Source organism: Candidimonas nitroreducens (assembly GCF_002209565.1).
GTDB classification, from domain to species: domain Bacteria; phylum Pseudomonadota; class Gammaproteobacteria; order Burkholderiales; family Burkholderiaceae_B; genus Candidimonas; species Candidimonas nitroreducens.
Genome location: NZ_NJIH01000003.1, coordinates 185,016 through 206,091 on the forward strand (window position 1 = coordinate 185,016; position 21,076 = coordinate 206,091).

General features: G+C 64.0%; 13 protein-coding genes. 4 read left to right on the plus strand and 9 right to left on the minus strand.

Features of this window, described 5'->3' with window-relative positions; genetic code table 11:
• Positions 1-10: 10 nt before the first annotated feature.
• Positions 11-481, minus strand: a complete 471-nt coding sequence (rpsG, locus tag CEY11_RS04595) for a 30S ribosomal protein S7 (RefSeq protein ID WP_088602189.1) — start codon at positions 479-481, stop codon at positions 11-13.
• 131 nt (positions 482-612) lie between these two features.
• Positions 613-990, minus strand: a complete 378-nt coding sequence (rpsL, locus tag CEY11_RS04600; RefSeq protein WP_088602190.1) for a 30S ribosomal protein S12 — start codon at positions 988-990, stop codon at positions 613-615.
• 968 nt (positions 991-1,958) lie between these two features.
• On the opposite strand from rpsL, the gene CEY11_RS04605 reads away from it, so the two are divergent.
• The 3 genes from CEY11_RS04605 to CEY11_RS04615 all read left to right on the plus strand — a co-directional run bounded on the left by CEY11_RS04605 (position 1,959) and on the right by CEY11_RS04615 (position 6,332).
• On the plus strand, positions 1,959-2,666 hold the full coding sequence (locus CEY11_RS04605; RefSeq protein WP_088602191.1) for a response regulator transcription factor: 708 nt from the start codon (positions 1,959-1,961) through the stop codon (positions 2,664-2,666).
• Positions 2,667-2,718: 52 nt separating this feature from the next.
• On the plus strand, positions 2,719-3,822 hold the full coding sequence (locus CEY11_RS04610; protein WP_088602192.1) for a FecR family protein: 1,104 nt from the start codon (positions 2,719-2,721) through the stop codon (positions 3,820-3,822).
• A 122-nt stretch (positions 3,823-3,944) separates the two neighbouring features.
• Positions 3,945-6,332, plus strand: coding sequence for a CHASE2 domain-containing protein (locus CEY11_RS04615; RefSeq protein ID WP_088602193.1), 2,388 nt, complete (start codon positions 3,945-3,947; stop codon positions 6,330-6,332).
• Positions 6,333-6,484: 152 nt separating this feature from the next.
• Here the strand turns inward: CEY11_RS04615 and CEY11_RS04620 are convergent, their stop codons facing one another.
• From CEY11_RS04620 to CEY11_RS04640, 5 genes are all read right to left on the minus strand, one after another.
• Positions 6,485-7,291 carry a family 1 encapsulin nanocompartment shell protein gene (locus tag CEY11_RS04620; protein WP_088602194.1) on the minus strand — a complete coding sequence of 269 codons (807 nt, stop codon included), beginning with the start codon at positions 7,289-7,291 and terminating at the stop codon, positions 6,485-6,487.
• Positions 7,284-8,357, minus strand: a complete 1,074-nt coding sequence (locus CEY11_RS04625; RefSeq protein WP_088602195.1) for a Dyp-type peroxidase — start codon at positions 8,355-8,357, stop codon at positions 7,284-7,286. Before CEY11_RS04625 ends, CEY11_RS04620 begins: the two co-directional genes overlap by 8 nt.
• A gap of 227 nt (positions 8,358-8,584) precedes the next feature.
• On the minus strand, positions 8,585-9,574 hold the full coding sequence (locus tag CEY11_RS04630; protein ID WP_158215181.1) for a Bug family tripartite tricarboxylate transporter substrate binding protein: 990 nt from the start codon (positions 9,572-9,574) through the stop codon (positions 8,585-8,587).
• Positions 9,575-9,642: 68 nt separating this feature from the next.
• Entirely contained in the window at positions 9,643-10,515 is an 873-nt protein-coding gene (locus CEY11_RS04635) for an amidohydrolase family protein (RefSeq protein ID WP_158215182.1), read from the minus strand.
• A gap of 2 nt (positions 10,516-10,517) precedes the next feature.
• Positions 10,518-11,417, minus strand: a complete 900-nt coding sequence (locus tag CEY11_RS04640) for an isocitrate lyase/PEP mutase family protein (protein ID WP_088602198.1) — start codon at positions 11,415-11,417, stop codon at positions 10,518-10,520.
• Positions 11,418-11,522: 105 nt separating this feature from the next.
• Here CEY11_RS04640 and CEY11_RS04645 point away from each other — a divergent pair, with 105 nt between their 5' ends.
• The gene (locus CEY11_RS04645; RefSeq protein ID WP_088602199.1) at positions 11,523-12,461 is read left to right on the plus strand and encodes a LysR family transcriptional regulator; all 939 of its coding nucleotides are present in this window, start codon (positions 11,523-11,525) and stop codon (positions 12,459-12,461) included.
• Between the two features lie 91 nt (positions 12,462-12,552).
• On the opposite strand, the gene rpoC is transcribed toward CEY11_RS04645, so the two are convergent.
• Complete coding sequence (rpoC, locus tag CEY11_RS04650) at positions 12,553-16,806, minus strand: DNA-directed RNA polymerase subunit beta' (RefSeq protein WP_088602200.1); 4,254 nt, start codon at positions 16,804-16,806, stop codon at positions 12,553-12,555.
• Positions 16,806-20,918 carry a DNA-directed RNA polymerase subunit beta gene (gene rpoB, locus CEY11_RS04655; RefSeq protein ID WP_088602201.1) on the minus strand — a complete coding sequence of 1,371 codons (4,113 nt, stop codon included), beginning with the start codon at positions 20,916-20,918 and terminating at the stop codon, positions 16,806-16,808. The genes rpoC and rpoB overlap by 1 nt, the downstream gene beginning before the upstream one ends.
• Positions 20,919-21,076 lie beyond the last annotated feature (158 nt).

Genomic DNA, 21,076 nt, shown 5'->3' on the forward strand with positions numbered 1-21,076 from the left:
TATCCTTGGATTACCAGCGGAAATGACTGAAAGCCTTGTTGGCTTCGGCCATTTTGTGCGTGTCTTCGCGTTTCTTCATCGCGGCGCCACGACCTTCCGAGGCGTCGATCAGTTCGCCGGCAAGGCGCAGATCCATCGACTTCTCGCCACGCTTCTTGGCGGCTTCGCGCAGCCAGCGCATGGCCAGGGCCAGGCGGCGCACGGGGCGCACTTCGACCGGCACCTGATAGTTGGCGCCGCCGACGCGGCGGCTCTTCACTTCGACGATGGGCTTGATGTTGTTGACGGCGAGATTGAACACCTCGATAGGCTCTTTGCCAGTTTTAGCCTGCACCTGATCCAGGGCGCCGTAGACGATGCGTTCGGCAACTGCCTTCTTGCCGGACAACATGACGACGTTCATGAACTTGGCCAGTTCGACACTGCCGAACTTGGGATCGGGGAGAATCTCACGCTTGGGAACTTCGCGACGACGGGGCATTTCTTGCTTCCTTGTGACGGTTCAGTTGAGCCGTGCTTGCACGGCCACGGCCACCCATGGGAATGGCCACTTACACGCAGCGGGCTCGGCCCGCCGCTGCACTCTTTGCGGCTGTGAAAAGCCGCGACGAATCAGGCTTTCTTGGGGCGCTTGGCACCGTACTTGGAACGCGACTGCTTGCGGTCTTTCACGCCTTGCAGGTCGAGCGAACCGCGCACGATGTGGTAGCGCACACCCGGCAGGTCTTTGACACGACCGCCGCGCACCAGCACGACCGAGTGTTCCTGCAGGTTGTGGCCTTCGCCGCCGATGTACGAAATGACCTCGAAACCGTTGGTCAGACGCACCTTGGCGACCTTGCGCAGGGCCGAGTTGGGCTTCTTGGGGGTGGTGGTGTATACGCGAGTGCAAACACCACGGCGCTGGGGGCAGTTTTCGAGCGCGGGGCTCTTGCTGCTGGCGCGGCTGACTTCGCGCGGCTTGCGCACGAGTTGACTAATGGTTGGCATGACCTTTACGCATCCTATGACCTGTACGCATCCTGTACTTGCGTACCGGCCTACGTATTGAATGAGTCGCCCAGCCTGCGCCCGGGTGGCAATATCCGGGGGGGCCGACTTGGGCGGTTTACGCAAAACCGCCCAGCCACGAATAACGTAAAAGAGCGGGTCTTGCTTCTGCCAGAAAACCAAAACGCCTGCCCCGAAAGAAACCCGAAAATGGAGTTTGCTTCCTAGTAGCTGCTTTCTGGCTTTTATTGCTTACTGCCCCAGGGCCCGGGGTTACCCGAGCCTCGGGCGACACGGCTGCTCGGCGCGCTTGTACCGCGCTTGTGCTCTGCCGCCCGTGTTCTGCGCCGGCTCGGGCGCACTTCACTTGCTTGGGCTTTGCACTTTGCTCTGCAACCTGTCTCGCCGCGCGGGCATCCGCCCGCTAGGCTATAAGCCAAAGATCCTGACAAAATCTTTAGTTAGCTCGCCATCGTACCATAAGGGTCGACAGACGGTCAATGACTGCCCCAACCGCGGCCGTCCGCTCGGCGGGCCAAACTCGGCCGCGAATTCCCGCGGCGCCGATCCCGAAAAGCCCGATGAGTGAAAACCCCGGCAGTGAAAACCCCCGGCCCATGAGGCGAATACTCGACAGATCAGCGCTCTTTAACATAAGATGCTCGAATTCGCATGCAAACTCAGGGCTTTTTTCCAAGATTCGCAAGTAATCCGAATATCGCGGAAATTGCCCCCCAAGGGCTTGCCGCGGGTCGAAGCTTTTTTGTCGGCGTCCGGATCTTGAGGCCTCGTCGCGAAGCACCACGGCGAAAATTCATTTTCATGCAAGGCGCAAAACACGGACACAACCCGTATCATATAGCGAGTATTTGCACCGCCATGCAGCCGCCCGCCGAACCCTCCGTTCGACGAACCTCCGACCCTTGGCACTAGATACGAACGCCCACCGGCGCTCACGCAATCACTATATGAACATAGCATCTCTCGAAGACGACCCGACCCAGGCGCAACTGATCCAGCAAACCATCTCGGAGGCTGGCCACACCTGCACCATTTTTCCTCTGGGCGGCGAGTTGCTTGCGGCACTGCAAAAGTCCCAGCCTTTCGATCTGCTGCTAATCGACTGGGAAATTCCCGACGTCTCCGGCCTGGACGTGCTGCGCTGGGTACGCGGCAATTTGGGCTACACCATCCCGGTGCTGTTCCTGACCAGCCGCACGCTGGAAGAAGACCTGGTGATCGGCCTGCAGGCCGGTGCGGACGACTACATGACCAAGCCCATACGCCGTGCCGAACTGCAGGCGCGCGTTGCGGCGTTGCTGCGCCGCCACAATTCGGGAGCAGCCGACAACCAGCCATTTCACCTGGGCGCCTATAGCGTCGACCCCTCGGCCGCCAGCATCAGTCTGAATGGCCAGGCCGTTACGCTGGCCCCCAAGGAATACGAGCTGGCCCGCTTGTTCCTGCGCAATCCCGGGCGGCTGTTTTCCCGCGACGTGCTCAGCACCACGGTCTGGAATCGGGAAATCCCCGCCACTTCGCGCACCCTGGACACACATCTGTCCAACATCCGCCAGAAACTGCAGCTGCGTCCCGAAAACGGCGTGCGCCTGATTTCTTCCTATGCGCTCGGCTACCGCCTGGAACTGGTGGCGAACTCCAACGAATCACAATAACGGCAAAGGCCGCCAGGCCCCGCAACAAACCAGCAATAAGAAGGCAAGAACCATGCTTCTGCGCCCTACCCGAATTTCCGCGATATTCCTGCTGGCGGCGACGCTGGCGGCCGCCCCTCGGATCGCCTGCGCCCAGGCCTCGGGCGCGCGCGGCGACGACTTCCTGTACAAGGTCATGAGCGGAGACACGCTGATCCAGCTGGCGCAGCGCTACACCACCGGCACGGCCACCTGGCCACGCCTGCAAAGCCTGAACAATGTGCAGGACACCACCGCACTGCCCATCGGCAAAGAACTGCGCATCCCGTTTTCCATGATTCCCGAGGTGTCCGCCGACGCCACCGTAGTGCACGTCACAGGGCAGGCCAGCGCCAACGGCAGCGCGATACGTCAGCAGTCCCGCGTGGCCGAGGGCCAGACCATCGTCACCGGGCCGGACGGCTTCGTCACGCTGCAGCTAAGCGACGGCAGCCTGCTGTCGGTGCCGTCTTCTTCGACGCTTACGCTGCAGCGCCTGCGCACCTTCAAGAACGCCGGCCTGACCGACTCCATCCTGCACATCAAGCAGGGCTCGGTAGAGTCGGCCGTGGCACCCAAAGGCTCGGGCGTCGGGCGCTTCGAGGTTCACACCCCGCTGAGCATCACCGGCGTGCGCGGCACCGTGCTGCGCGTACACGCCTCGGCGCAGGGCGCGCAAAGCGAAGTGGTCAAGGGTATGGCGCACGTCCGCTCGCAACAGCAGCAAAACGCCACCCTGCAGCAAAGCCAGGGCACCGCCATCAATGCCCAGGGCAAGCTGCTCGGCGTGCGGCCCCTGCTGCCGGCCCCCGCCCTGCCCGAGATCGATCCGAAACAGCTCGGCGCCCATACGCTGGCATTTCCCGCTGTAGCCGGCGCCAGCAAGTACCTGGTGCGGGTATCGTCGGACGCCGCCGGCGCCGACCTGGTGTCCAGCCAGGAATTCACCGAGCCGAAAATCAATTTCTCCGCGCCCGGGCCGGGCACTTACTATGTGGTGGTTCGCGCCATCGATTCCCTGGGCATCGGCGGCCTGGACGCGCACGCCAGCTTCCAGGGCGCAAGCGTCCTGCACAGCCTGGACGGCACCCCCATCAAGACGGGCTTCGGGGGCTACGTCCGCTTGACAGACTATTGACGTGAGACGATTTTCAGGGCCTGTACGTCCGCGGCCCGCCTGCCGCGCAGGTGCGGCAGCCATGAAGCAGCCGGCAAAGGTCGTGCCGCACTCCGGCGCATCTTTCTTGCGGCGGCCCTAAGATGACGCGGCGCCCGCGCAGGTCACGCCGGGGTTTCTGGGATCGCCTGGATCGGCGTATTTTCTTCGAGTGGCAGATGGTGCTGGCGGCGCTGGCGCTGTTTACCTTCCTGCTCAGCTACTTCGCGGCCGATACCGGCCTGGCCCGGCTGAACCAGGTGTTCTACGATGCCAGCCTGGTCACCTCCAGCAGCCGCCCGGCCCTGCAGGACATCGTCATCATCGCCATCGACGACGGCAGCCTCGACGAACTCGGACATTGGCCCTGGCGCCGCGAGGTACATGCCAGGCTGCTCGACAAGCTGCACGCCGCACGCGCAGTCGGCATGGACATCATGTTCGACGCACCGGTCTCCTACTTCCCGCAGGACGACGTGCTGCTGGCCCAGGCCATACACGCCCAGGGCCGGGTCGTGATGCCGCTGGTGCTGGACGGCCAGTCGGTACGGCGACCGCTGCCCGCCCTGGCCGAGGCGGCCCGCACCATGGGCTACATCAACATACGCCCCGACTCGGACGGCACGGTGCGCTCGATCACCCTGGGCCATGAATTCGCTTCGGGCCGCTACCTGCCCCACTTCGTGGTCGCGTTGCTGGAAGCCGCGGGGGCGCACGAGGTGCTCGCGCGCCTGCCGCCGCCCACGACCTTGGCCCCGAGGCTCATACCCTACGCCGGCGGGCCGGGCCATTTCACCATGTATTCCTACCGCGCCGTGCTGGACGGGGCGGTGCCCGAGACGGCATTCGCAGGCAAATACGTGCTGATCGGCGCCTGGAGCACCGGCCTGGGCGACGCATTCCCGACACCGCTGGCCGGTAGCGGCAAGGGCATGGCCGGCGTCGAAATACTGGCCAATGCCTTGCAGGCCTCCATACAAGACGCCTGGATACACACCCCCACGCGCCTGCAGACTGCACTGCTGGCGGTGCTGCCGGTCATCATCGCATGCCTGCTGATGCGCTACCTGTCGCCGCGGCGTTCGCTCTTCGTGACGGTATCGATACTGGCGGCAATTGTGATCGACGACTGGCTGTACATGCGCTACGCCCATGGCTGGGTGGCGCCGGCCGCCGCCCTGATCGGCACCGCGCTCAGTTACCCGGTATGGAGCTGGCGCAGCCAGGAGGCCGCGCTGGGCCAGATCGACCGGGAGCTGTCCAGGCTGCAGCACGAACACACCCCCTTCAGAGAGCATGCGCTGATACGCGACGCAGGCGGCGGCGACCAGTCCCTGCCCGGGCGCGTCATCAAGCTGCACAGCGCCATCGACCAGGTGCGCCACCTGCGGCGCTTCTTCGCCGACAGCCTGGACGCCACACCCGACCCCACCGTCATATTCGACACCGACGGCGTGCTGCGCTTTGCCAGCGCCGCCGCGCTCGCGTATGCTCAGCGGCTGGACGATGCGCGCCCGGCCGACGGCACGGTCGCCGACGAATACCTGCGCAGCATCGTCACGGCCGCCGACCTGCGGCACCGCATTTCGCTGCTGCTGGGCCAGGCAGGGGCCAAGGGGCCGCCCGACGGGGCGCCGGTGCTGGATCTGTGGCACCAGGGCATCGAGGTCAAGGATCGCGGCGGCCACGACATGCTGCTCAAGGGGCTGCCCATCCGCCGCGCCGACGGCTCCAGCGCCGGCACGATCCTGACCCTGGTGGACATTTCCCCCATACGCGAGGCGCAAAGGCGGCGCGAGGAAACCCTGCGCTTCGTGTCGCACGACATGCGCTCGCCGCAGAATTCCATCCTGGCCCTGCTGGAGCTGCAGCGCAACCCGCGCACGGCCTTGCCCGAGCCCGAGCTTTTGGCCCGCATCGGCCAATACTCGCGCAAGACGCTGCGGCTGGTCGACGGCTTCGTGCAACTGGCCCGCGCGGAATCCATGGCCATGGCGTACCGGCCCATGAACCTCGTGGATCTGCTGAGCGAAATCTGCGACGAGTACTGGGCCCTGGCTCACAAGCGGGGCAGCAGCGTCGAACTGCGCTGCGATGAATCCGAAGCGCCGGTGCAAGGCGACCACGACATGCTCGGACGAGCGCTGGGCAACCTGGTGGACAATGCCATCAAATACAGCCCCGCCGACAGCCGCGTGCTGTGCCGCCTGGGCGCCCAGGCCAGGTACTGGGTAGTAGAGATACAGGATCAGGGCCGCGGCATGGATCAGGCCCAGCTGGCAACGCTGTTCACGCCTTTCGTGCGCCTGGACGAGGACAGGCCCGACAACCCGCCCGGAGCGGGCCTGGGCCTGGCCTTCGTCAAGGCCGTCATCACCCGCCACGGCGGCACCATCGAAGCCGCCAGCCGTCCCGGCGCGGGCAGCATCTTCACCGTGCGGCTGCCGCGCGAGTCCGAATCCGGCGCGGACGACTCCTCTTCTTTAATGTGAAAGAAGCCTCTTTCATCCTCGGGGGTGGCCGCAACTGCCATCCCCGTTAGGGTAAAGGCCCCATGCACAAAGCCGAGCGCCTGCAACACGCCTGGGGCGCTCGCAGCGCAATGGGCGCCCGAGCGGCACCTTGGCAGGGGTGGACGCGTGCCTCAGGCGGCGGCCGGCACCACCGATACCGAAGCCTCGCTGGTCAGCATGAGGAACGTCAGCGTTTCATACAAATAGAGCCGCACCACTTTGTCGTCGTGGCTCTGGTAGCCGATCGACAGATCCTGGCCGAGGTGCAGTTCGAAGTCTCCGCCGCGGGTCGACAGCACGCAGCCGCCGTTGATCGCCGGAGCCCAGATGATCTCGCCGTTGAGTATGCGCTTGATATGGCCAATGACCGGGTAGCCCGCATCGCTGCCGCCGCCCAGCGCGGTATAGGCGTCGGCGCCGAGCAAAACGGAATAAGGGCCGTCCACACCCGCCAGCCGCAGCTGTTCGAGCGCATTGCCGATGGCTTCGGGATAGTCGCCGACGTCTTTCGGCAGGGTCAGGGCGGTATTGGACGAGCCCTCGCGTATGCCGACGATGCCGGCGGCCTTGTAGCCATCGAAGATGGCGCGATCTTCGGCGTAGGCGAGTTCTTTGGCGGCGTCCTTCGCTGGCTGCCAGTCGGAATCATTGGCGCCGAGCTCGACGTCGTCGATGGCCTCGCGCTGCAGCTCGAAGGGCACGGTCAGTTCGACTACCGCCTTGAACTCGCGCAGCTTGGCGTTCACGCCCGACTGCGGGGCCGCCACGGCTCGCCTGTGGCCGGTGCCCACCCCGGCCAGCTCGGCGCCGGCCGGCCCCTTGACGTCAACCACGCGGCGGCCGGCAACGGAACGCTTGAAGGTGCGCGCAACTTCTTCCTCGATTTGCTGCCAGGCTGCGCTGGAAACGGGGGCGAGTTCGCGGTGCAGATTATTCATATTGGGTAGTTCCTTTGAGAGAGCCGATATTCAGCGAGCCGTCCGGCGCGGCCGCGGATACGGGGGCGGGTGCGGGAGACGCCGCGGCTGCGGCGTCTTCGCCGGCACCGGCCTCAGCCGCCTGTGGGTCGCGCTCTGCGAGCGCTTCGAGCAGATCGGCCGACGGGACGAAAAACAGGCCGCCCGTGACCGCCCGGCTAAAATCGAGCAGCCGGTCGTAGTTGCCCGGCGGCTTGCCGACGAACATGTTTTCCAGCATCTGCTCGATCGGCGCCGGCGAGCGGGCGTAGCCGATGAAATAAGTGCCGAATTCACCCGACCCGGGCCGGCCGAAAGGCATGTTGTCGCGCAGGATCTTCACTTCCTGCCCGTCTTCGACCAGCGTCGTCAGCGAGCTGTGCGAAGAACTGGGCTTGACGGCCTCGTCGAGCTCGATGTCGGCCAGCTTGGTACGGCCGATGACGCGTTCCTGCGCCTCGACGGGAAGCGCATTCCAGGCGTCCATGTCGTGCAGGTATTTCTGCACCACCACATAACTGCCGTTAGTGAATTCCGGGTCGTCGTCGACCAGGGTGAATTCGAGCGCCTCGCGGCCGGCCGGATTCTCGGTGCCGTCGACGAAGCCCACCATGCTGCGCAGGTCGAAGTAGCGGAAGCCGTGCACTTCGTCGACCACCGTGACCGCGGCGCCCAGCCGCCCCACCAGTTGCGTGGCCAGCTCGAAGCAAAGATCCATCTGATCGGCGCGTATATGCAGCAGCAGATCGCCGGGCGTGGCGATGGCGTGGCGCTCGCCGGCGCCGAATTCGCGGAACGGATGCAGGGCAGCGGGCCGCGGCGCGCCGAACAGGCGATCCCAGGCCGCGGAGCCGAAGCCGCAGACACAGGACAGATTGCCGGCGGGTACGCGCTTGCCGACCGAGCGCACCAGCGCGGCGACGTCCGCGCACCAGGCGCGTACCGTATCGAGGCCGGCCTCATCGGCGGCGAGCGTCGCGACGATGAAGATCGCGCTACGCGTGACCGGCGCGATTACGGCCTGGGGTTCGGGAGAGTTATCGGGCATGGATCCAGTGGTATCGGGTTCTTGTGGCCTACAGTTCTATCGGTTCCGACTGTCTTGGTGTATTGAAACAGAATTATCCAATATTGGCACGGGAGCGCCAAAGGCGCCCCCGGCAGCCGGGCCGATGCGGCTATATATCATATACCTCGAACCGATCCATTCCTGCGGGCCGCGCCGAAGGCAAGCGCGCCTTGCCTATTCAGGGCGAACGGCGGCGACGGCGCGTCTTATTGTTCCAAGCGTATGCCCGTGCGCCGCGCAAAGTCGCGGTACTTCATGTACTCGTCCTGGTTGAATTTGCCGAATTGCGCTGCGGTCATCGTGACGCGCCGTATGCCCAGCTTGGCGAATTGCTCGACGACATCCGGCGTGTTCAATACACGTTCGATGGCCTTGTGCAGAATATCGATGATCGGGGCCGGTGTGCCTGCGGGAGCGACAATGCCGTACCAGTTCGTGATGTTGAAGGACTTGTACCCCAGCTCTTCCATCGTGGGGACATCGGGCAGTTCCGGGTCGCGCTTCTGCCCGGTCACGGCCAGAGCCCGGAGTTTCCCTGCCTTGATGTAGGGCAGCACAGATGCCGTCACGTCGAAATTCATGTCTACGCGTCCCGCCAGCAAGTCCACGGTGGCCGGGCCGCTTCCGCGGTAAGGCACGTGGAAAAGCTTCGCGCCGCTTTCGAAGCGCAGCATCTCGCCCGCCAGGTGGTTCGTGCTGCCGAAGCCCGGCGACGCGAACGACAAGCCGTTGGGCCGCGTCTTGGCTAGCGCCAATAGCGCGGCCACGCTATCGACCGGGGTCGCCGCCGGATTGATCACCAGAATATTGGGCAAGTACCCGATATAGGCGACGGGCGCGAAGTCCTGCACCGGATCGTAGGGCGGATGATCCGTCAGCGCCGGCGCGATCGCCTGCGAATTGACGTGCCCCATCAGCAGCGTATAGCCGTCGGGCGGGGCAGTGGCGACGAATTTAGCCGCGATCATGCCGGTCGCCCCGCTGCGATTCTCCACAACGATCGACTGTCCAAGTTCTTTCGTCAATTTCTCGGCAAGCAGCCGAGCGACGATGTCGGTGCCGCCGCCCGGCGCGAACCCGACCACCAGCCGTACCGCCCTGGTGGGGTAGCTACCGGCGCGGGCCTGGCTGAATACGGCGACCGAAGCCAGTACCAGCGCCAATGACAAACATATGCCGATCCGCCTTAGCGCCATTTGTACTCTCCATGACCTCTTGTTCAAGTGAAACCGCAGCATCATTTTTCTGCTCCGTAATTTCTTGCTTAAGGGAAACCGTACAGCCGCGCAGGATTCCCAACCAGCAGGCGATACCGCGCCTGCTCGTCCGGGATCCACGTTGCAAGCAAATCGACCAGATCCGCATCCGCCTGCATCTTTTCGCGCGCGCTGGCGTGCGGCCAGTCCGTGCCCCACAGCACACGATCCGGCGCCGACCGAACCAATGCCTCGGCCAAACCAGCCACGTCCGTGTAACCGGGCATAGCAGCCGAGATGAAATAAGGCGCCGACAGCTTGACCCAGGAGTCATCCCGGGCCATGAAGCGAAGCAAGGCCCGGAAGCCGGGCGAGCCGGCGCCAGACTGCGCGGGAACCCGCCCGAAATGATCGACCACGACAGGAACCGGCAGCGCGGCAAGCAGGTCTCCGACTTCCGGATTTCGATGAAAGTCGGCATATACCTGCAGGTGCCAGCCAAAGCCGCGAATGCGTTCTGCCAGCGGGCTTGCGTCATTCAGCGTGAGCCCGCGGGTTCCCGCTGCCACATTGATTCGCACACCCCGAAACCCCAGGCCGTGCAGGCGCTCCAGCTCCCGTTCCGTCACATCGGTCTCGACCACGGCAACGGCCCGCAGCGCGATGTCGCCGGACGAGGACAGCGCATCCTCGATCGCCGTATTGTCCGTGCCGTATACACTGGGTTGAACCAATACTGCGCGCTCACAGCCGATACTGCGCAGCATGGCCGAGTAATCGCTCCATGGCGTTTCCCTCGGCACGAAATGCGTATCGCCGAGCAGCGGGTAGCGATCCTGCGGCCCGAATACGTGGGCATGGCAATCGGTGGCGCCGGAAGGCAATCGCAGCGCCGGCCGGCGAGTGGGCGCCACGGGGCCCGGGATGTCGGGTCGTCGCACGATCAATCTTTGGGCTGGCGCGCCTCGACCGTTGCGGCCTCGATCGCATAATGTTCATTCAAATCGATCAGATCCTCGATCTCTTGACGCGACGCCACCCACTCGGCCTGGCTGAGGCCCTTGAAATCGCCCGTGTTCCTTAGCTCGGTCAACAACTGCTTCTGATAGTGGAAGTTGCTGCATATGACGACCTGAGCCTCGATGCACGCCACATAGCCCATGTCCTGCAGATCCTTGCGGCTGTAGATGGGCCGCCCATCCCGATTTCCGCGGCTCTGCACATAAACCAGGGGAAGCCTGGATTTCCGCGGGGCCTCTTCCGCGTCCTTAGGATTGCGCGGGAAAAGCAGCCCCAGATCGGCGCCGACGTCGGCCGCCCGGTTCACCCGCATCAAGGCTTCCTCCAGGCCCATCGCCCGGGCGGTATCGGAGCGGGCGATGATCACGAAGTCGGGATCCGCCGCATCCCGCGCCTTTACCGCATATTCGATCTTCTCGACGAACTCGTCGACGGGTATGCCGTGAACCACGTAGGTGTGGTAATGCGCCCGCTTGGGGTAGAGCGCGTCTTCGATGTGCACGCCCGCGATACCGGCGCGTATGAATTCGCGCACGGTACGCATGGTATGCAGAGGCTCGCCGAATCCGGCGCCGGCGTCCACCACCAGCGGAATACTGATCTTGCTTGCGATTTCCTCGGCCAACCGAACCTGTTCGGTCATGGTCAATTGCGGCTCGGTCACCGTGGAGGCACCTCCCGTCACATAGCCGCCGACATATGTCGCCTCGTAACCCAGCGATTGCACCAGGCGCCCGGTCAAGGCGTCGTAGACGGCAGGCATGTGGAGGAACGTTTTGCTGCGAAGCAGTTCGCGCAGGCGTGTTGATTGTCGCTGTTGCATTGTCGTGTTGCCCTGTGTGAGTTGAAGTACAGGCAAAATTCTCGGCGCGCACAGGAATTCCGTCTAGTGATTTAAAATCATAGAGCTATTACTTCTGGATATGCCATGCCTGCGTCCGCCAACCACCTTCTCGCCCGTCTGCGGTTCCGCCATCTTCAACTCGTCACAGAGGTGGGCCGCACCGGCAGCCTGAGCCGGGCGGCAATCGCCTTGAGCCTGACCCAGCCGGCACTGAGCAAGGCGTTGAAGGAAATCGAGGACATGCTCGGCTTCAGCATCTTCCATCGCGGCCCACGCGGCCTTCAGCAAACCGAGCAGGGCGCCGTGGTCGTGCGAGGGGCGCAACTGATGTTGCGCGAACTGCACCATATGCGCGAGGAGGCCGATGCCGCCGCATCCGGCGCCCGTGCGGCCGCGGTGCTGCGCCTGGGGAGCTCCGCTTTCATCGCACTGGGCATCCTGCAACCCATCATTTCACGACTGACCTGCATGGAGCCCCCCGTCGTCGTGCAGGTAACCGAGAACAATGTCCCGCGGCTTTTCGAGACGCTGATAGCGGGCGATCTGGATGCGCTGATCTGCCTCTACAACTCGGATGTAATGGCCTCCCAGGCGGGGCGCGACATGCGGTTCGAGAAGCTGGGCGAAGAGCCCTACGTCGTCATCGCCCCGGCAGGCCATCGGCTATCCAAGGCCCGTGCGGTCACCTGGCGCAGGCTTGCCGAGGAGCGCTGGGTACTGACCCGCAAGCCGTCGTTTGCGCGGGTTCTCGTCGAAGACAGTTTTCGCCAGCATGGCGTGACGACGCCCATACCGGTATGCGAGACGGACGGGCCGGTGACTGCAGCCAAGCTGGTCGCCAACGGCGTCGGACTGAGCAGTGTGCCGGCGTCGACCGCGCAAGAGCACGTGCGCAGCAAGGCCGCAAACCTGATCCGACTGCAGAGCCCCCAACAGACTGCCATCCTGGGCCTGGTGTATCGGGAAACAAGTATCGACCACCCGAGAATCGCCCGGCTGCGCGAAGCCCTCGATCTCGCTTGACGCTTTCCCGGCCCATTACGACCGCCGTCGAAAAAAAAAGCCGGGCCACTTTCGGCCCGGCTTTTCATCCCTCGACAACAGGATCCAGCAGCTACTCCTGGGCGGCCGCCGGGGAATCGCCCTCTTCCTGCACTGGGCCTTCCTGCGTGTCGGCGGTAACCGTCGCGGGAGCGTCCTCGAACGGGTTGGCCAGGGCGCGAGCGGCCTGGCGTTCCGCGGCTTCGAGGGATTCCTTCTCTTTGCGGGCGGTATGGTAGGACATGCCGGTACCGGCCGGGATCAAGCGGCCGACGATGACATTTTCCTTCAAGCCGCGCAGGTCGTCGCGCTTGCCCATGATGGCCGCCTCGGTCAGCACGCGGGTCGTTTCCTGGAACGAGGCCGCGGAGATGAACGAGTCGGTCGACAGCGAGGCCTTGGTAATGCCCAGCAGCACGTTGTCGTAGGTGGCCGGCAGCTTGCCGTCGGCTTCCACGCGATCGTTCTCGTTGAGCAGTTCGGAACGTTCGACCTGCTCGCCGGGAATGAAGCTGGTGTCGCCGGCATCGACGATGTTCACGCGCCGCAGCATCTGGCGCACGATCACTTCGATGTGCTTGTCGTTGATCTTCACGCCCTGCAGCCGGTAAACGTCCTGCACTTCGTTGACCACGTAGCTCGCCAGCCGCTCGATGCCCTGCAGGCGCAGGATGTCGTGCGGATCGGCCGGGCCGTCGACGATCATTTCACCCTTGTTGACCACCTGGCCGTCGTGCACCAGCACCTGTTTTTCCTTGGGAATCAGGAACTCGTGCGCCACGCCGTCCATGTCGGTGATAACCAGGCGCTGCTTGCCCTTGGTGTCCTTGCCGAACGAAACCGTGCCGGTGACGTCGGCCAGCATCCCGGCATCCTTGGGCGAACGCGCCTCGAACAGCTCGGCCACCCGCGGCAGACCGCCGGTGATGTCGCGCGTCTTTTGCGATTCTTGCGGAATCCGCGCCAGCACCTCGCCCACGGTGACTTCCTGGCCGTCGCGCACGGTAATCAGCGCGCCGACCGGGAACGAGATGTTGACCGCGTGATCGGTACCGGCGATCTTCACTTCTTCGCCGGCCTCGTTGATCAGCTTGATCTGCGGACGCATCATCGACTTGCCGCCGCGTGTCTTGGGCGTGATCACCACCAGCGTCGACAGGCCCGTGACCTCGTCGACCTGCTTGGCCACGGTGGCGCCTTCCTCGATGTTTTCGAAGCGCACCTGGCCGGCGTATTCCGACACGATGGGCCGGGTCAGCGGATCCCAGCTGGCCAGACGCTGGCCGGCCTTGACGACATCGCCGTCGCCCACCAGCACGGTGGCGCCGTAAGGTACTTTGTGGCGCTCGCGCTCGCGGCGGTTGTCGTCGAACACCACCAGCTCGCCCGAACGTGAGATGGCGACACGCTCGCCCTTCGCGTTGGTGACGTAGCGCATGGTGATGGCGAAACCGATGCTGCCGCTGGACTTGGTTTCGATCGAGCTGGCCATGGCGGCGCGCGATGCCGCACCACCGATGTGGAAGGTACGCATCGTCAGCTGCGTGCCCGGCTCGCCGATGGACTGCGCGGCGATGACACCCACCGCTTCGCCCTTGTTGACCATGCTGCCACGGCCCAGGTCGCGGCCGTAGCAGTGCGCGCACAAGCCGTGGCGCGTCTCGCAGGTAAGCGGCGTGCGGATCTTGACTTCGTCCACGCCGATCTGGTCGATGAGCTCGACCAGGTCTTCGTCGAGCAGCGTGCCGGCCGGGATCGCCGTTTCCTGGCTTTCAGGATTGACGATGTCCACCGCCGCGACGCGGCCCAGAATGCGGTCGCGCAGCGGTTCGATGATTTCGCCGCCCTCGACCAGGGCCTTCATCGCGTAGCCTCGGGTGGTGCCGCAGTCGTTTTCGGTGATGACCAGGTCTTGCGTGACGTCCACCAGGCGGCGCGTCAGGTAGCCGGAGTTCGCCGTCTTCAGGGCGGTGTCGGCCAGGCCCTTGCGCGCGCCGTGGGTCGAGATGAAGTACTGCAGTACGTTCAGGCCTTCGCGGAAGTTCGCCGTGATGGGCGTCTCGATGATCGAGCCGTCAGGCTTGGCCATCAGGCCGCGCATGCCGGCCAGCTGGCGGATCTGCGCGGCCGAACCGCGCGCGCCCGAGTCGGCCATCATGTAGATCGAGTTGAACGATTCCTGGCGCACTTCTTCGCCGTGGCGATTGACCACCGGCTCGGTGGCCAGCTGCTCCATCATGGCCTTGCCGACCTTGTCGCCGGCCTTGCCCCAGATGTCCACCACGTTGTTGTAGCGTTCCTGCGCGGTGACCAGGCCCGACGAATACTGCTTGTCGATTTCCTTGACCTCTTTGCTGGCCTGCGCCAGGATTTCTTCCTTGACGCGCGGGATCAGCATGTCGCCCATGGCGATCGAGATGCCGCCGCGGGTGGCCAGGCGGAAGCCCGACTGCATCAGCTTGTCGGCGAAGATCACCGTCGCGCGCAAGCCGCAGCGGCGGAACGACTGGTTGATCAGGCGCGAGATTTCCTTCTTCTTGAGCGGGCGATTCAGCACCGAGAACGGCAGCCCCTTGGGCAGGATCTCGGACAGCAGCGCACGGCCCACGGTGGTCTCGAAACGGCGCAGCACGGGCTGCCATTCGCCGGCGGCGTCTTTCTCGAACTCGTTCAGGCGCACGGTGATGCGGCTTTGCAGCTCGACCTCGCCGTTGTCATAGGCGCGCTGGACTTCGGCCACGTCCATGAAGAACAGGCCTTCGCCCTTGCCGTTGATGCGTTCGCGCGTGGTGTAGTACAGGCCCAGCACGATGTCCTGGGAAGGCACGATGGACGGTTCGCCGTTGGCCGGGAACAGCACATTGTTCGAGGCCAGCATCAGCGTGCGGGCTTCGAGCTGTGCCTCGAGCGACAGCGGCACGTGCACGGCCATCTGGTCGCCGTCGAAGTCGGCGTTGAACGCCGCGCAGACCAGCGGATGCAGCTGGATCGCCTTGCCTTCGATCAGCACCGGCTCGAAGGCCTGGATGCCCAGGCGGTGCAGCGTCGGGGCGCGGTTGAGCATGATGGGATGCTCGCGGATGACTTCCTCGAGTATGTCCCAGACCACGGGCTCCTGGCTTTCGACCAGCTTCTTGGCGGCCTTGATGGTCGTGGCCAGGCCCATCATTTCAAGACGATTGAAAATGAAGGGCTTGAACAGTTCCAGCGCCATGAGCTTGGGCAGGCCGCACTGGTGCAGCTTGAGCTGCGGGCCCACCACGATGACCGAACGGCCCGAGTAGTCGACGCGCTTGCCCAGCAGGTTCTGGCGGAAGCGCCCGCTCTTGCCCTTGATCATGTCGGCCAGCGACTTGAGCTGGCGCTTGTTGGCGCCGGTCATGGCCTTGCCGCGGCGGCCGTTGTCCAGCAGCGAATCGACCGATTCCTGCAGCATGCGCTTTTCGTTGCGCAGGATGATGTCCGGCGCCTTCAGTTCGAGCAGGCGCTTGAGGCGGTTGTTGCGGTTGATGACGCGGCGATACAGGTCGTTCAGGTCGGACGTGGCGAAGCGCCCGCCGTCCAGCGGAACCAACGGACGCAGGTCGGGAGGCAGCACCGGCAGCACTTCCATGACCATCCATTCGGGCTTGATGCCCGACTTCTGGAAGCCTTCCAGCACCTTCAGGCGCTTGGAGATCTTCTTGATCTTGGCATCCGACGTGGTGGCCTTGAGCTCGGCGCGCAGGTGCTCGACATCGCGGTCGATGTCGATGGTGCGCAGCAGCTCGCGCACGGCTTCCGCACCCATCAGGGCGTGGAAGTCGTCGCCGTATTCTTCCGTCTTGGCCAGGAAGTCGTCGTCGGACATGATCTGGCCGCGCTTGAGCGGCGTCATGCCGGGCTCGATCACGCACCAGGCTTCAAAATACAGCACGCGCTCGATGTCGCGCAGCGTCATGTCCAGCACCATGCCCAGGCGCGAGGGCAGGCTCTTCAAGAACCAGATGTGCGCGACCGGGCTGGCCAGCTCGATGTGGCCCATGCGCTCGCGGCGCACTTTGGCAACGGTGACTTCGACGCCGCATTTCTCGCAGATTACGCCGCGATGCTTGAGGCGCTTGTACTTGCCGCAAAGGCACTCGTAGTCCTTGATGGGCCCGAAGATCTTGGCGCAGAACAGGCCGTCGCGCTCGGGCTTGAAGGTGCGGTAGTTGATGGTCTCGGGCTTGCGGACTTCTCCGTAAGACCAGGACCGCACCTTTTCAGGCGACGCGATGCCGATCTTGATGGCATCGAACTGTTCGTCCTGCGTGACTTGTTTGAAAAGGTCGAGTAGCGCTTTCATTATTTACGCTCCAAATCCATGTCGAGAGACAGAGACCGAATTTCCTTGACGAGCACGTTGAAGGATTCCGGCATGCCGGCATCGATGACGTGATCACCCTTGACGATGTTCTCGTAGACCTTGGTACGGCCGGAGATGTCGTCGGACTTGACCGTCAGCATCTCTTGCAGGGTGTACGAGGCGCCGTAGGCTTCCAGGGCCCAGACTTCCATTTCGCCGAAACGCTGGCCGCCGAACTGCGCCTTGCCGCCCAGCGGCTGCTGCGTCACCAGCGAGTACGGGCCGGTGGAACGGGCATGCATCTTGTCGTCGACCAAGTGGTGCAGCTTCAGGTAGTGCATGTAGCCCACAGTGACCGGGCGCTCGAACTGCTCGCCGTTGCGGCCGTCGAACAACCAGGCTTGCGTACGGCTGTCGGTCAGCTTCAGGTCGCGCGCCACCTCGTCGGGATAGGCCAGTTCCAGCATCTTGCCGATTTCTTCTTCGGTCGCACCGTCGAACACCGGCGTGGCGAACGGCATGCCGTTGCTGAGGTTGCGCGCCATCTCGACGACGTCCTCGTCGCTCATGTCGGCGATGCGCGCGCCGGCCCCGGTGGTGTTGTAGACCGATTCCAGATAGGCGCGGATGTCCTTGATCTGCGCCGCCTTTTCTTCCTCGAGCATGTCGGCGATGCGCCGGCCCACGCCCTTGGCGGCCCAGCCCAGGTGCACTTCGAGCACCTGCCCGATGTTCATCCGCGAGGGCACGCCCAGCGGATTGAGCACGATGTCGACGGGGGTGCCGTCGGCCATGTGGGGCATGTCCTCGACCGGGGTGATGCGCGAGACCACACCCTTGTTGCCGTGGCGGCCGGCCATCTTGTCGCCAGGCTGCAGGCGGCGCTTGACGGCCAGGTAGACCTTGATCATCTTCAGCACGCCCGGCGGCAGCTCGTCGCCTTGCGTGAGCTTCTTGCGCTTCTCTTCGAAAGCCAGGTCGAACTGGTGGCGCTTCTGCTCGAGCGATTCCTTGGCCTGTTCCAGCACCACCGCGTGGGCCTCGTCGGCCAGGCGGATGTCGAACCACTGCCAGCGATCGAGATCGGCCAGGTACTCGGCCGTTACCGTGGCACCCTTGGCCAGCTTGCGCGGGCCGCCGTTGACGGTCTTGCCGGTGAGGAACTTGCCGATACGGTCGAAGGTGTCGTCCTCGACGATGCGCAGCTGGTCGTTCAGGTCCTGGCGATAGCGGCGCAGCTCGTCGTCGATGATCGACTGGGCGCGCTTGTCGCGCTCGATGCCTTCGCGGGTGAAGACCTGGACGTCGATGACCGTGCCGATCATGCCCGAAGGCACGCGCAGCGAGGTGTCTTTCACGTCGGACGCCTTCTCGCCGAAGATGGCGCGCAGCAGCTTTTCTTCGGGAGTAAGCTGGGTCTCGCCCTTGGGCGTGACCTTGCCCACCAGCACGTCGTCGGCGCGCACTTCGGCGCCGATGTACACGATGCCGGAATCATCCAGGCGATTCAGTTGCGTTTCGGCCAGGTTGCTGATGTCGCGCGTGATTTCTTCGGCGCCCAGCTTGGTGTCGCGCGCCACCACGGTCAGTTCCTCGATATGGATCGAGGTGTAGCGGTCGTCGGCCACGACCTTCTCGGAGAGCAGGATCGAGTCTTCGAAGTTGTAGCCGTTCCAGGGCATGAACGCCACCAGCATGTTCTGGCCCAGCGCCAATTCGCCCAGATCGGTCGAGGCGCCGTCGGCCAGCACGTCGCCGCGGGCGACGTGGTCGCCGCGCCGCACGATGGGACGCTGGTTGATGTTGGTGTTCTGGTTGGAACGCGTGTACTTGATGAGGTTGTAGATATCGACCCCGACCTCGCCGGCGACGTTTTCGTCGTCGTTGACGCGGATCACCACGCGCTCGGCATCGACGTGATCGACTACGCCGCCGCGGCGCGCCTGCACCGTGGTGCCCGAGTCGACCGCAACGGTGCGTTCGATGCCCGTGCCGACCAGCGGCTTTTCAGGACGCAGGCAGGGCACGGCCTGGCGCTGCATGTTGGCGCCCATCAGTGCGCGGTTGGCGTCGTCGTGCTCGAGGAACGGAATCAGCGAAGCCGCAACCGAAACGATCTGCGAAGGCGCCACGTCCATGTAATGCACGTTCTGCGGCGCGGTCATGATGGTTTCACCAGCCTGGCGGCAAGCCACCAGTTCGTCGGTGAAGTGACCCTGCTCGTCGAGCTGCGCATTGGCTTGGGCAATGACGTAATTGCTTTCCTCGATGGCCGACAGGTAGTCGACCTGCTCGCTGACCTTGCCGTCGACGATCTTGCGGTACGGGGTTTCAAGAAAGCCGTACTCGTTCAGGCGCGCATATAGCGCCATGGAATTGATCAGGCCGATGTTCGGGCCTTCCGGCGTTTCGATCGGGCACACGCGGCCGTAGTGCGTGGGATGCACGTCGCGCACTTCGAAACCGGCGCGTTCGCGCGTCAGGCCGCCGGGCCCCAGGGCCGAGACGCGGCGCTTGTGGGTGATTTCCGACAGCGGGTTGGTCTGATCCATGAACTGCGACAGCTGGCTCGAGCCGAAGAACTCTTTGATCGCCGCGGAAATCGGCTTGGAGTTGATCAGGTCGTGCGGCATGAGGTTTTCGGTCTCGGCCTGGCCCAGGCGTTCCTTGACCGCGCGCTCGACCCGCACCAGGCCGGCGCGGAACTGGTTCTCGGCCAGCTCGCCCACGCAGCGCACGCGACGATTGCCCAGGTGATCGATATCGTCGATCTGGCCACGGCCGTTGCGCAGTTCAACCAGCACCTTGATGGTGTCGAGGATGTCTTCGTTGGTGAGCGTCATCGGGCCGGTGATGTCATCGCCGCGACCCAGGCGGCTGTTGACCTTCATGCGGCCGACACGCGACAGGTCGTAGGCTTCCTCGCTGTAGAACAGGCGCTGGAACAGGGCCTCGACCGCGTCTTCGGTGGGGGGTTCACCGGGGCGCATCATGCGATAGATGGCCACACGCGCCGCCATCTGGTCGGCGGTTTCGTCGGTACGCAGGGTCTGCGAGATGTAGGGGCCGCGATCCAGGTCGTTGGTGTACAGCGTCTGGATGTGGGTGATGCCCGCGTCGCGCAGGTCGGCCAGCAGGGTTTCGGTGATCTCGTCGTTGGCATTGGCCACGACTTCGCCCGTCTCGGCATTGACGACGTTCTTGGCCAGCACGCGGCCGGTCAGGAAGTCATCGGGCACGGACACGTACTCGACCTTGGCCGTGGCCAGGTCGCGCAGGTGCCGCGCATTGATGCGCTTGTCTTTTTCGACGATGACCGTACCGGAACGATCGGTGATGTCGAAGCGCGCCACTTCGCCCTTCCAGCGATCGGGGACGAACTCGAGCATGCCGCCTTCCTTGTGGATCTCGAAGTTGTCGAAATCGAAGAAATGCGCCAGGATCGATTCGGGCGTCATGCCGATGGCCTTGAGCAGGATCGTCACGGGCATCTTGCGGCGGCGGTCGACGCGGAAGAACAGGATGTCCTTGGGGTCGAACTCGAAGTCCAGCCACGAGCCGCGGTAGGGAATCACTCGGGCCGAGAACAGCAGCTTGCCGGAGCTGTGCGTCTTGCCGCGGTCGTGCTCGAAGAACACGCCGGGCGAACGGTGCAGCTGCGACACGATGACGCGCTCGGTGCCATTGATGACGAAGGAACCGGTATCGGTCATGAGCGGGATTTCGCCCATGTATACTTCCTGTTCCTTGACCTCTTTGACCGTGGGCTTGCTGACTTCGCGATCCATCAGCACCAGGCGCACCTTGGCGCGCAGCGGCGAAGCGTAGGTCAGGCCGCGCAGCTGGCATTCCTTGACGTCGAACACGGGCTCGCCGAGTACGTAGCTGACGAACTCAAGGCGGGCCATCTGGTTGTGGCTTACGATCGGGAAGATCGAGGTGAACGCGGCTTGCAGGCCTTCATCTTTTCTCTTGGAAGGTGTAGTATCCGCCTGCAAAAATGTTTTGAATGAATGCAGTTGAGTCGCCAGCAGGTACGGGACGTCTTGCACGTCCTCGCGCTTGGCGAAGCTCTTGCGTATGCGCTTTTTTTCGGTGTACGAATAAGGCATGAGCACTCCGACTCGAGGTTACATTGGCCGTCAACCACGGCCCTGGTTTACGACTCCGGAAAACCCGACTCAAGCGCGCACGCAGAGATGAATCGCAGGTTTTCTGGAAACGCAAAAGCCCGGGAAGGCCATTGCTCTTCCCGGGCAAGCGAAAAAGC

Bases quoted from the DNA above. Each gene is read 5' to 3' on its own strand.
- CEY11_RS04625 (WP_088602195.1), bottom strand. From the start codon at position 8,357: ATGCCCGATAACTCTCCCGAACCCCAGGCCGTAATCGCGCCGGTCACG.
- CEY11_RS04605 (WP_088602191.1), top strand. From the start codon at position 1,959: ATGAACATAGCATCTCTCGAAGACGACCCGACCCAGGCGCAACTGATC.
- CEY11_RS04610 (WP_088602192.1), top strand. From the start codon at position 2,719: ATGCTTCTGCGCCCTACCCGAATTTCCGCGATATTCCTGCTGGCGGCG.
- CEY11_RS04630 (WP_158215181.1), bottom strand. From the start codon at position 9,574: ATGGCGCTAAGGCGGATCGGCATATGTTTGTCATTGGCGCTGGTACTG.
- rpoC (WP_088602200.1), bottom strand. From the start codon at position 16,806: ATGAAAGCGCTACTCGACCTTTTCAAACAAGTCACGCAGGACGAACAG.
- CEY11_RS04640 (WP_088602198.1), bottom strand. From the start codon at position 11,417: ATGCAACAGCGACAATCAACACGCCTGCGCGAACTGCTTCGCAGCAAA.
- CEY11_RS04645 (WP_088602199.1), top strand. From the start codon at position 11,523: ATGCCTGCGTCCGCCAACCACCTTCTCGCCCGTCTGCGGTTCCGCCAT.
- rpsG (WP_088602189.1), bottom strand. From the start codon at position 481: ATGCCCCGTCGTCGCGAAGTTCCCAAGCGTGAGATTCTCCCCGATCCC.
- rpsL (WP_088602190.1), bottom strand. From the start codon at position 990: ATGCCAACCATTAGTCAACTCGTGCGCAAGCCGCGCGAAGTCAGCCGC.
- rpoB (WP_088602201.1), bottom strand. From the start codon at position 20,918: ATGCCTTATTCGTACACCGAAAAAAAGCGCATACGCAAGAGCTTCGCC.
- CEY11_RS04620 (WP_088602194.1), bottom strand. From the start codon at position 7,291: ATGAATAATCTGCACCGCGAACTCGCCCCCGTTTCCAGCGCAGCCTGG.
- CEY11_RS04615 (WP_088602193.1), top strand. From the start codon at position 3,945: ATGACGCGGCGCCCGCGCAGGTCACGCCGGGGTTTCTGGGATCGCCTG.